Genomic DNA, 6,601 nt, shown 5'->3' with positions numbered 1-6,601 from the left:
GCGTTGTCGCAAAGGACTTGTTTTTTTATATCCAAATCAGTATATTTGAGCGATGAAGCTAATCCGATTCCTCGGAAACTCGCTCAAGTCCTTGCGAGAGTTCCCGGAGCCTGCCAGGCAAGATGCCGGCTACCAACTGGACAAGGTCCAGCGTGGGCAGCAGCCAGACGACTTCAAGCCCATGCCCGACATTGGCAAGGGTGTAGAAGAGATTCGCGTGTGGGACGATTCAGGAACCTATCGTGTGGTCTACACGGCGAGGTTGGCCGACGCGGTCTACGTACTGCATGCCTTCCAGAAGAAAACACAGGCCACGTCGCAGCGCGATATCGATCTAGCCAGGATCCGGTACATGGAGCTCATGAGAGGTGCCAAATGACTGACATCGAAACTTTTAACAGCGTATGGGATGCCATTGCGGACACCCCGGAACAAGCCGCCAATCTCCGCGCGCGGGCGGAATTGATGCAACAAATCGCGGCTATCATCAAGTCCAATGACTGGAAACAGGCCGATGCGGCCAGCCATTGTGGTGTTACCCAACCGCGGATCAATGACCTGCTGCGTGGGCGCGTATCCCGGTTCTCCCTTGACGCGCTGGTGAATATCGCTACCGCCCTTGGCCGGCGTGTGCATATCGAATTGGATGCTGCCTGAGTACGGTAACGTCTCTCGCGGGAAAGCCTGAAGTGGCAGGCGAAGAAGAGAACACCCGGAAAGAGGGCGGCGACAGCGAAGAAAAACAGCAAAACAGCAAAACGGGAAATCGCAGGAGAATGCCGATTTCCCGTCAGCCATTCAACTCAACCTGTGCCGATACAACCGGTAATTCTCGTCATCGAAGCAGACAAAACTGACCTGCTCGATGGTAGGTGCGGCCACCAGGGCCTTGCGTACGGCCTCGATGGCAATATCCACGGCGCGCTCGCGCGGGAAACCGTAGATGCCGGTGCTGATATTGGGAAAGGCGATGGTGCGCAGCTTGTGCTGCGCGGCTAGCGCGATGCTGGCCTGGTAGGCGCTGGCAAGGAGGGCGTCCTCGCCGTGGTCGCCCCCTTGCCAGACCGGGCCGACCGCGTGGATGACGTAAGGCGCGGGCAGCAGGCCACCGGTGGTGATCACCGCCTGGCCGGTGGGGCAGCCGCCCTTGGTTTCGCGAATGCCGCGACAGGCGGCCATGATGGCGGGACCGCCAGCGCCGTGGATGGCGCCGTCGACACCGCCGCCACCGAGCAAGCCGCTATTGGCGGCATTGACGATGGCGTCGACTTCCATGCGGGTGATGTCTCCGTGCAAGACCTGCAGGTGTTCCCCTGTCATGACCTCTTCTCCGTGCTGGGTGGTAAAGCTGGATCGCCCCGGCTGTTGCGCGCACCTGTGCTGCTGGCCCGCCGCGGCACTTACATGGATTCCGCCAGCATACGCCGATAATCCGCGGCGCTGGCCTCTTTCGGGTTGGTCTTGTGGCAATGGTCGACCAGTGCACCGGCGATCACCTTGTCGAACATGTCTTCGGTGACACCCATCTGGCGCAGACCGGTGGGCAGCCCGAGGCGCGCGGTCATGTCGTGCACGGCCTGGGCCAGGTCGGCGTCCTGGGGCAGGCCCATGGCGTGGCGCAGGCGGGCGTAGCGGTTGTCGCGCACCACGCTGGGCGCGTCGGCGTTGAAGCGCAGCACCGCCGGCATCACCACCGCATTCAGGGTGCCGTGGTGCAGGCCGGTCTTGCCATCCACCTTGAGGCCGCCGAGCGGGTGCGATAGCGAATGCACGCAGCCTAGTCCCTTCTGGAATGCCATGGCGCCCTGCATGGAGGCGCTCATCATGTTCAGGCGCGCGTCGCGGTCCTGGCCGTCGCGGGTGGCGCGTTCGATATGCTTCCAGCCGCGCTCCAGGCCGTCCAGGGCGATGCCATCGGCGGGCGGGTTGAAAGCGGGCGCCAGGAAGGTTTCCACGCAATGCGCGATGGCGTCCATGCCGGTGGCGGCGGTCAGGCCGGCCGGCAGGCCGAGCGTGAGGCCCGGGTCGCATATGGCGGATTTCGGCAACAGGTGCCAGGAGTGGAAGCCGAGCTTGCGACCATCCTCCAGGATGATGATGGCGCCGCGCGCCACCTCGCTGCCGGTGCCCGAGGTGGTCGGCACGGCGATCAGCGGCGCGGCGCGCTCGGTGATCCTGGCACTGCCGCCTTCGATGGTGGCGTAGGTGGTCAGCTCGCCGGGATGGGTGGCGAGGATGGCGATGCCCTTGGCCAGGTCGATGGAGGAGCCGCCGCCGACCGCGATCAGCCCGTCGCAGCCGCTATCCCGATACTGCGCCGCGGCTTTCTTGACCATGGCTTCGGTCGGGTTGGAAGGGGTTTCGTCGAAGATCTCGTGCGGCAGGCCGCCCAGGGCCACGATGGCCTGTTGGGCCACCCCGGCGGCAACCACGCCTTTATCGGTGACGACCAGCGGGCGCCGGATGCCGATGCGCTCGCACTCTGCCTTGAGCTGGCTGATGGTGCCGAAATCCAGGTGAATGTGGGTCAGGTAATAAATGAAGGCCATCTATGCTGTCTCCGTCGGTGAGGGTTTTCCATTTCTTCTGGCTTCTGGCTTCTGGCTTCTGGCTTTTCTGACGATGGTCGATGATCGCGCAAAACCTGCCGCCCTGACCAGCCCCAGGGAAATTTCATATGCTTTGCTGCAGAAACATCTGGAATCATACTAAAATCGAACGATCGTTCACAATTCGAACGCCAGTGGCGCTGACGCCACTGGAGATTCGGCTGCTGCCGAAGGTTCGTCGCTACTGATTCTGAGTGTCCATGTCCGCTGTCCCGCCTGATTCCACCGCTGCGTCCGCCTGGCCCGTGCCTGCCTTGCCCGGCATGCCGCCGGTGCCGCTCGACCCGCAGGTGGCGGCGTTGCTGGAGCTGATCGGGCGCGTGAAGCGTCCGTCCATCCACGAACTGGACCCCGCCGACGCCAAGACCGCGTACGAAAAGAGCGCGCCCATCATGGATATCGCGCCGCTGCCCGTGCACAGCGTGGAAAACCTGACGGTAGCCGCGCGCGATGGCTACGACATCCCGGTGCGGCTGTATGCGCCGCGCGAGGCCAGCTGGGCCGAGCCGTTGCCCTTGCTGGTGTACTTCCATGGTGGCGGCTTCACGGTGGGCAGCGTCAACTCGCACGATCCCCTGAGCCGGCTGCTGTGCATGCAGGCCGATTGCATGGTGCTGTCGGTGGACTACCGGCTTGGCCCGCAGTGGAAGTTTCCCCATGCGGCGAACGATGCGTTCGATGTCATGGCGTGGGTCTTCGCCGAAGCCGCGCGCCTGGGCGCCGATGCCAGCCGTATCGCCCTGGGCGGCGACAGCGCGGGCGGCACCCTGGCCAGCGCCTGCGCCGTGCACGCGCGCGATCTGGGCCTGGAGCCTGTCCTGCAGATGCTGATCTATCCTGGCACCTGCGCCCGCCAGGACACGCCTTCGCATCGCGCGCTGGCCGATGGCTATCTGCTGACCGCGCCGATGATCCAGTGGTTTTTCTCGCAATACCTGGACAGCGAAACCAGCCGCGACGACTGGCGTTTTGCCCCGCTGGACGGTGGTGGCACGGGTGCCGACGTGCGCGGCTGCTGCCCGGCCTGGATCGCCGTGGCGGGCTACGATCCGCTGCACGATGAAGGCGTGGCCTACGCGGCCAAGCTGCGCGCCGCGGGCGTCCCGGCGCAATTGGCCGACTACCAGGGCATGATCCACGATTTTTTCAAGCTGGGACGCTTTGTCCCGGCGGTGGCCGCCGCCCATGGCGACGCGGTCGCCGCCTTGCGTGCTGCTTTCGACGGCTGAGCGGGACTCGCCGGCAGGGGCCGGCAGCCAGATCGAAGCGGTCGCAGAACCCCGGGTTTCATTGGCTTTACGTGTAGTGCATTACTTGTAGCAGTAGCAAAAGGAGACACAGACTCATGCAACGCCGCCATTTCCTCGCCCATGCGGGCGCGCTCGCCGCCACCGCGGCTACCCTGGGGCTGGCCAGCGCGCCGGCCCTGGCGCAGGCGGACAATTTCCCGCAACGGCCGATTCGCCTGATCATCGGCTATACCGCGGGCGGTTCCACCGACCTGCCGTTCCGCGTGCTGGCGGAAAACGCTTCCAAGATCCTCGGCCAGCCGGTGATCATCGAGAACAAGCCTGGCGCGGGCGGCGTATTGCCCGCCCAGCTGATGCAATCGACCCAGCCGGACGGCTACACGCTGGCGCAGGTCGCCATGCCGGTCTACCGCCTGCCGTACACCACCAAGATCAACTGGGATCCGGTCAAGGACTTGTCGTACGTGATCAACCTGGCCGGGTACTCGTTTGGCCTGGTTGTGCCGGCGGATTCGCCGATCAAGACCATGCAGGACTACATCGCCTACGCCAAGGCCAACCCGGGCCGCCTGACCTACGGCTCGCCGGGCTCGATGACCACGCTGCACCTGACCATGGAAGAGCTGGCCATGAAGCAGAACGTGCAGTTCTCGCATATTCCGTACAAGGGCAACTCGGAATCGATGCAGGCCCTGCTGGGCGGGCACGTGATGTCGGTGGCGGACACCCCGGCCTGGGCACCGTACGTGGAGTCCGGCAAGCTGCGCCTGCTGTCGACCTGGGGCGAGAAGCGCTCGGCGCGCTTCCCCAATGTGCCGACGTTGAAGGAGCTGGGCCTGGGCATCGTGCAGACCTCGCCGTTCGGCGTGGTGGCACCCAAGGGCACCGATCCGAAGATCGTCAAGAAGCTGCATGACGGCTTCAAGAAGGCCATGGAAATGCAGAACTATCGCGATGCGCTGGCCAAGTTCGACATGGAGCCGTTCTATATGAGCAGCGAGCAATACGCGCACTTCGCCGCCGATACGGTCAAGAAGGAAAAGGCCATCATCGACAAGCTGGGGCTGAACAAGCCGCAATAAGCCCGGTTTAGCCGCTTTATGCCGGCGCCGCCCTGTCCGGGGCCGGCGCCGTTTTCCTATCAGGCCGATATCAGGCCGATATCCGGCCGGCAATCAAGGGGGGACGCCGACATGGCGAAGGAAGATTTCCGTCACAGCATGCCGCTGCGCGTGCGTTGGGCCGAAGTGGATCCGCAGTCGATCGTGTTCAACGCGCACTACCTGACCTACTGCGATATCTGCGTGACGGAGTACTGGCGGGCGGTGGGGATCCGGTATCCGGAGGATGTGCTGCACGCGCACGGCGTGGATATCTTCGTGGTGAAATCCACGCTGGAGTATCACGCGTCGGCGCGCTTTGACGACATGCTGGAGATCCGGGGGCGGATTGCGCGCCTGGGCCGCTCCAGCATGTTGTTCCGCGTGGAGATGTACCGTGGCGACGAGCACCTGGTCACGGGCGAGATCGTCTATGTCTGCGCGGATCCCGCTACGCAGAAGTCGGCGCCGATTCCGGGTCCGGTGCGGGAAACGATCACGGCGTATGAAGTGGTGAAGCCGCACGCTTGAGCTGTCCGGCTTTCATGGTGTCAGGTGCGGCGGCGTCGGCCTGCTTGCAAGCCAGCGCCGCCAGGACGCGTCTGCGGGTTCAGCGCGCCGCTATGCCCGCATCCTCGATATAAGCCCGGATCACCGCATCGAAATCCTCGTCGCCCTGGAACCCCAGCGCCAGCGCGCGCTCCGTATTCCACGCGGCAGGCCACGTGCCGACGATATTCTCGATGCGCGCCTCGCGCTCCCAGCTCACGCGATCCGCCACGGCGTCGCCGGCCACCCGCCGCAACGCCGCCACCATCTCCTTGGGCGTGACCGACAAGCCGGGCAGGTTCACCGTGCGGCGTTCGCCAAGCTTGGCGCCATCGATCTCCATGCCCCGCGCCAGCGCGGCAATCGCCCCGCGCGGGGACAGCAGCCACAGCGGCGTTTCCGGCGCGACCGGGCAATTGGCGGCAACGCCTGCCAGTGGCTCGCGGATGATGCCGCTGGCGAACGACGAAGCCGCGGCATTGGGCTTGCCTGGCCGCACGCTGATGGTCGGCAGGCGCAGCACGCGGCCGTCGACAAAGCCGCGGCGGCTGTAGTCCGACAGCAGCAACTCGCCGATGGCCTTCTGCGCGCCGTAGGAGGATTGCGGATTGAGCGCGGTATCGTCCTGCACCACAGCGGGCAGGGTGCCGCCGTACACCGCCACCGAACTGGTGAACACCACGCGTGGCCGGCTGCCATGTTTCACATGAAGCGCCCGGCAGGTTTCCAGCAACGCGCGCGCGGCATCCAGGTTCACGCGCATGCCCAGGTCAAAATCTGCCTCGGCCTGGCCACTGACCACCGCCGCCAGGTGGAACACCGCGCTGGTGTGTTCATCGACGGCCTGCGCCAGCACGGCGGGATCCGACAGGTCGCCGGTGACCACGCGTACGCGCGCGTCGTTCAGCGCAGGCGGCGCTACCACGTCGAGCAGCGTCAGGCCCGCGATGGCGACGGGCTTGCCGTCGATGTCCAGGGTGCCGCGCTTTAGTAGTTGGCGGGCCAGTTGCAGGCCGAGAAACCCGGCCCCGCCGGTGATCAGTACTTGCATGTTCGTTTTCCGGTTGTGCCGCCGTGGGCGGCATGGAGACAG

The 6,601-nt window shown here is 64.9% G+C and carries 9 protein-coding genes; 6 read left to right on the top strand and 3 right to left on the bottom strand.

Annotated elements, in window-relative coordinates; all coding sequences use genetic code 11:
* Positions 1–52 precede the first annotated feature (52 nt).
* Both AC1RWI_RS31005 and AC1RWI_RS31000 read left to right on the top strand, forming a co-directional pair.
* Complete coding sequence (locus tag AC1RWI_RS31005) at positions 53–379, top strand: type II toxin-antitoxin system RelE/ParE family toxin (RefSeq protein WP_043346603.1); 327 nt, start codon at positions 53–55, stop codon at positions 377–379.
* Positions 376–657: a helix-turn-helix domain-containing protein gene (locus AC1RWI_RS31000; protein ID WP_174426377.1), complete on the top strand. Its 282-nt coding sequence runs from the start codon at positions 376–378 to the stop codon at positions 655–657. The genes AC1RWI_RS31005 and AC1RWI_RS31000 overlap by 4 nt, the downstream gene beginning before the upstream one ends.
* Before the next feature lie 141 nt (positions 658–798).
* Here the strand turns inward: AC1RWI_RS31000 and AC1RWI_RS30995 are convergent, their stop codons facing one another.
* Entirely contained in the window at positions 799–1,320 is a 522-nt protein-coding gene (locus AC1RWI_RS30995; protein ID WP_043346598.1) for an O-acetyl-ADP-ribose deacetylase, read from the bottom strand.
* A gap of 80 nt (positions 1,321–1,400) precedes the next feature.
* A complete protein-coding gene (gene gbd, locus AC1RWI_RS30990; RefSeq protein WP_492870217.1) occupies positions 1,401–2,549 on the bottom strand; it encodes a 4-hydroxybutyrate dehydrogenase in 1,149 nt (382 codons plus the stop codon).
* On the opposite strand from gbd, the gene AC1RWI_RS30985 reads away from it, so the two are divergent.
* The 4 genes from AC1RWI_RS30985 to AC1RWI_RS30970 all read left to right on the top strand — a co-directional run bounded on the left by AC1RWI_RS30985 (position 2,539) and on the right by AC1RWI_RS30970 (position 5,490).
* Positions 2,539–2,712, top strand: a complete 174-nt coding sequence (locus AC1RWI_RS30985; RefSeq protein WP_492870215.1) for a hypothetical protein — start codon at positions 2,539–2,541, stop codon at positions 2,710–2,712. The genes gbd and AC1RWI_RS30985 overlap by 11 nt on opposite strands.
* A 97-nt stretch (positions 2,713–2,809) precedes the next feature.
* Positions 2,810–3,838, top strand: coding sequence for an alpha/beta hydrolase (locus AC1RWI_RS30980; RefSeq protein WP_492870214.1), 1,029 nt, complete (start codon positions 2,810–2,812; stop codon positions 3,836–3,838).
* Positions 3,839–3,954: 116 nt separating this feature from the next.
* Positions 3,955–4,941: a tripartite tricarboxylate transporter substrate binding protein gene (locus AC1RWI_RS30975; protein WP_043346594.1), complete on the top strand. Its 987-nt coding sequence runs from the start codon at positions 3,955–3,957 to the stop codon at positions 4,939–4,941.
* A gap of 111 nt (positions 4,942–5,052) precedes the next feature.
* A complete protein-coding gene (locus tag AC1RWI_RS30970) occupies positions 5,053–5,490 on the top strand; it encodes a YbgC/FadM family acyl-CoA thioesterase (protein WP_043346591.1) in 438 nt (145 codons plus the stop codon).
* Between the two features lie 79 nt (positions 5,491–5,569).
* On the opposite strand, the gene denD is transcribed toward AC1RWI_RS30970, so the two are convergent.
* Positions 5,570–6,559: a D-erythronate dehydrogenase gene (denD, locus tag AC1RWI_RS30965; protein WP_043346589.1), complete on the bottom strand. Its 990-nt coding sequence runs from the start codon at positions 6,557–6,559 to the stop codon at positions 5,570–5,572.
* Positions 6,560–6,601: the final 42 nt, after the last annotated feature.

It is taken from the genome of Cupriavidus sp. MPR-AND1C (assembly GCF_058809705.1).
The sequence above is the reverse complement of the archived record's forward strand: the minus strand, read 5'-3'. Positions and strand labels throughout refer to the sequence as shown.

Coding starts and splice junctions, on each gene's coding strand:
- AC1RWI_RS30980 (WP_492870214.1), top strand. CDS start 2,810: ATGTCCGCTGTCCCGCCTGATTCCACCGCTGCGTCCGCCTGGCCCGTG.
- AC1RWI_RS30985 (WP_492870215.1), top strand. CDS start 2,539: ATGAAGGCCATCTATGCTGTCTCCGTCGGTGAGGGTTTTCCATTTCTT.
- AC1RWI_RS31000 (WP_174426377.1), top strand. CDS start 376: ATGACTGACATCGAAACTTTTAACAGCGTATGGGATGCCATTGCGGAC.
- denD (WP_043346589.1), bottom strand. CDS start 6,559: ATGCAAGTACTGATCACCGGCGGGGCCGGGTTTCTCGGCCTGCAACTG.
- gbd (WP_492870217.1), bottom strand. CDS start 2,549: ATGGCCTTCATTTATTACCTGACCCACATTCACCTGGATTTCGGCACC.
- AC1RWI_RS31005 (WP_043346603.1), top strand. CDS start 53: ATGAAGCTAATCCGATTCCTCGGAAACTCGCTCAAGTCCTTGCGAGAG.
- AC1RWI_RS30970 (WP_043346591.1), top strand. CDS start 5,053: ATGGCGAAGGAAGATTTCCGTCACAGCATGCCGCTGCGCGTGCGTTGG.
- AC1RWI_RS30975 (WP_043346594.1), top strand. CDS start 3,955: ATGCAACGCCGCCATTTCCTCGCCCATGCGGGCGCGCTCGCCGCCACC.
- AC1RWI_RS30995 (WP_043346598.1), bottom strand. CDS start 1,320: ATGACAGGGGAACACCTGCAGGTCTTGCACGGAGACATCACCCGCATG.